This window comes from Polaromonas sp. P3_C2 (assembly GCF_056402675.1).
The window spans coordinates 1-3,488 of record NZ_JBFUGX010000444.1 but is presented as its reverse complement, the minus strand read 5'-3'; the positions used below and the strand labels follow the sequence as shown (position 1 = coordinate 3,488).

4 protein-coding genes are annotated in these 3,488 nt (G+C 60.0%); all 4 read left to right on the top strand.

The window, feature by feature from the left end:
- Nucleotides 1-324, top strand: a 324-nt coding sequence (locus AC1DWI_RS16820) for an NAD-binding protein (protein WP_477725257.1), incomplete at its 5' end; no start/stop codon positions are given.
- Nucleotides 325-404: 80 nt separating this feature from the next.
- Entirely contained in the window at nucleotides 405-1,370 is a 966-nt protein-coding gene (locus tag AC1DWI_RS16815) for a Bug family tripartite tricarboxylate transporter substrate binding protein (protein ID WP_477671052.1), read from the top strand.
- A 154-nt stretch (nucleotides 1,371-1,524) separates the two neighbouring features.
- Nucleotides 1,525-2,493, top strand: a complete 969-nt coding sequence (locus AC1DWI_RS16810) for a TRAP transporter substrate-binding protein (RefSeq protein WP_477671051.1) — start codon at nucleotides 1,525-1,527, stop codon at nucleotides 2,491-2,493.
- 17 nt (nucleotides 2,494-2,510) lie between these two features.
- Nucleotides 2,511-3,488: aldose epimerase family protein (locus AC1DWI_RS16805; RefSeq protein WP_477725256.1), on the top strand; the 978-nt coding region annotated here is incomplete at its 3' end.

The following is a 3,488-nucleotide window of genomic DNA, read 5'->3' as shown; positions in this document are numbered from 1 at the left end:
GCCCTGTTGTTTGCCAGCAAGGCTGGCGCCGATCCAGCCAAAGTGCGCCAGGCGCTGATGGGCGGTTTTGCCTCGTCGCGCATTCTGGAAGTTCACGGCGAACGCATGATCAAGCGCACCTTTGCGCCGGGCTTCCGTATCGGCTTGCACCAGAAGGATTTGAACCTCGCGCTCAGCGGTGCGCGTACGCTGGGTCTGGCTTTGCCGCAAACGGCGGGCGCCGCCCAGCTGATGCAGGCCTGTGCCGCCAACGGCATGCAGGACCTGGACCATTCCGCTCTGGTGCGCGCGCTTGAACTTCTGGGCAACCACGAAGTCGCGTAACTCATCCGCATGAAGAGCCCACAGAGGCTCACGGCGCAGCTGGTGGAGGACACCGCTTTTTCACACATCCGGAGACGAACATGCCGATCAATCGACGAGAGCTTATTGCTGCTTCACTGGCTTTGGGGACTGGCGCTGCGAGCGCGCAGGCTTCATGGCCGTCCAAACCCATACGCCTGGTGGTGCCGTACCCACCCGGTGGTTCTTCAGACATCATCGCGCGCGCCATTGCGCAGCCTCTGTCCGAGGCGCTCAAGCAGTCGGTCATCGTGGACAACAAGGCTGGCGCCAACGGTAACCTGGGCGCCGACATCGTGGCCAAGTCAGCACCCGACGGCTACACGCTGCTGCTGTGCGACACCGGCGCTCTGGCCATCAGCCCTTCGGTCTATCCCAAGCTGGGTTTCGACCCGACCAAGGACTTGCGTGGTGTCACGATGCTGGCCTACTCGCCGCACCTGCTGGTGGTTCATCCCTCGGTACCCGCCAGCAATCTCAAGGAGCTCGTAGCGCTTTCGCACAAGACCGACCTGAACTTTGCGGTAACGGCCATGGGTAGCGCACCGCACCTGGCTGGTGTTGCGGTCGAGCGGGCGAGCAAGGCGAAGTGGCAGTACATCCCCTACAAGGGCGGTTCGCAAGCCGTCAGCGATACGATCGCCGGCCAGACCCAGGTGTTGATGAACGGCATGCTGGCCACCTTGCCGCATGTGCAAAGCGGGAAGCTGAAGATCCTGGGTGTCTCCAAGAGTACGCGCATGCCGCTGATTGGCAATGTGCCGACGCTGGCGGAGCAGGGGCTTGCCAACTTCGAGTCGGGCACCTGGCAGGGCTTGCTGGTGGCTAATGGTACGCCGGCAGCCGTCATCAATCGCCTCAACACAGAGCTCATCAAGATCATCCGCAGCCCGGACATCCGCGCCAAGTTGGCGGGACAAGGCGCCGAGGTAGTGACCATGACACCGGCACAGCAGGATGTGTTTTTCAATCAGGAGCGCAGCCGCTGGGCCAAAGTTGTTGCAGAAGCAAACATCAAACTGGATTGAAAAATCGTTGCGTGATTTAGTGGTGATATTGCCTGATATCTTTGGGTTGTGAGCGCGCATCCGTGGGAATATCGAGCAAGGGATTCAATCTTGAAAAGAAACGAGTCGGCCCATCAGAGGCTGGCCGTTATTAGCCACGCCAGGAGACAAAAACATGCGGACTTCATTCAAGGGGCTTTTGTGCCTCTCTTTTGCCCTATGCGCGAGCGCCGCCATGGCTCAGACCAAGCTGCGGGCATGGAACATCCATCCCGATGGTTATCCGGTATCGGAAGCCATGAAGAGTTTTGTAGAGCAGGTGGCCAAGAGCACCAGTGGTCGCTACAACATCGAGCTTTTCAACAGCGGCACACTTGGCGACCAGCCCAAGGCCGTTCAGATGCTCAAGAGCGGCGAGATTGACGTGGCTGAGTTCAGCTCGGGCCCGCTGTCGGATGCCGTGCCGGGTATCAAGGTACTGAACCTCCCTTTTCTATTCACCGACTCCGCACACATGTTCCGCCACCTGGACGGCAAGCTGGGCGAACGGTTTTCTGCCAACCTGAAGGCTGCTGGCTTCGTTGTACTGGGTTGGTACGACGGTGGTGGACGTTCTTTTTACTGCGTCAAACCCGTCAACAACATCAGGGACCTGGCCGGCATGAATATCCGGGTTCAGCAGTCCGAGGTTTATATCGAAATGGTGAAGCTCATGGAGGCCAAGCCGGTGGCCTTGCCTTTCAAGGATGTGCTGAGCGCCCTGGAACAGGGTAAAGTGGATTGTGCCGAGAACAACCTGCCTTCGTATGAATCCACCGGCCACTACAAAGTCGCAAAAAACGTTTATATGACCAACCACGTGATCTCGCCCGAAGCGCTGGTGGTGTCGACGAAACTCTGGGACAAGCTGAGCAAGGAAGACAAGGCCGCTTTCGCCGATGCCGGGGCCAAGTCGGCCATCCTGATGCGCGAGTTGTGGAACAAGCGAGTTGCCGCTGCCCTGGAGACAACGACCAAACAGGGCTCGCAGTTCGTCAAGGTCAGGGACGCATCGCCCATGGTCAGGCGCATGGGGCCGCTGTACGGAAAATACATGGCCGATCCGACCACACGCGAAGAACTGCTGACCATTATTGCCAAGTGAGCAAGCTGAATACCGTCATGTTGCTTGATCCCGCGCGGTTTGTGCGCGAGATCGACGGCAAGTCCGTCGGGTTGTTCACGCTGCGCAACCGGCAGGGAATGACGGTTTGCGTGACCAACTACGGCGCCAAGATCGAGCAGATTCTGGTGCCCGGCCGCGATGGACATTTTGGCGACGTGGTGCTGGGCTACGACAGCATCGACGGCGTGATCGGCGGAGCGCCTTCAGTGGGTGCCTTCATCGGGCGCTACGCAGGCCGTATTGACCATGCGCGCTTCACGCTGGGTGGCAAGGAGCATGTGCTGACCGCCAACAACGGTCCCCACTGCTTGCACGGCGGCGTGAAAGGCTCGCGTTTTCGGGTATTCGATGCGGTGCAGTGCAGCGATTCCAGCGTTGAAATGCGTTATGTGTTTGCCGACGGGGAAGAGGGCTTTCCGGGCACGATGGCGCTGCGCCTGACCTACAGCGTGACCGAGGCGAACGAGCTGGTGCTCGACTACGAGGCGCTCGCGCTGGATGCCCCCACGGTAGCCAATTTCACCACGCATGCTTTTTTCAATCTCGAAGGCGTGGGAAGTCGTAACGCGCTGGAGCATGAGGTCACGATTTACGCCGACCGCTATTTCGAGATGGCGCCCGATCTCATCGCCACGGGCAGGTTGCTGCCGGTGGAAGGAACGCCGTTTGATTTGCGCAAGCCGGTCGTGCTGAACAAGCGCGTGCGCGGCCCGCAAGCCGAGGCCGGTATCGGCCTCGTCGCCGGGTATGACGACTGTTTTGAGATTGACCGCTCTGCCGCCAGTGATGAAGATCTGGCGCTATGCGCGCGCGTGAGTGCACCCATTAGCGGGCGGGTGATGGAAGTCTGGTCGACCGAACCCACCATGCAGTTCTACACCGGTCTTGTGGCAGGCGAGCCGCTGGCCGGCGGTCCGGGCAAGGGCGGCAGGCAATACGTGCAGCAGCAAAGCCTGTGCTTTGAGCCGCAAGGG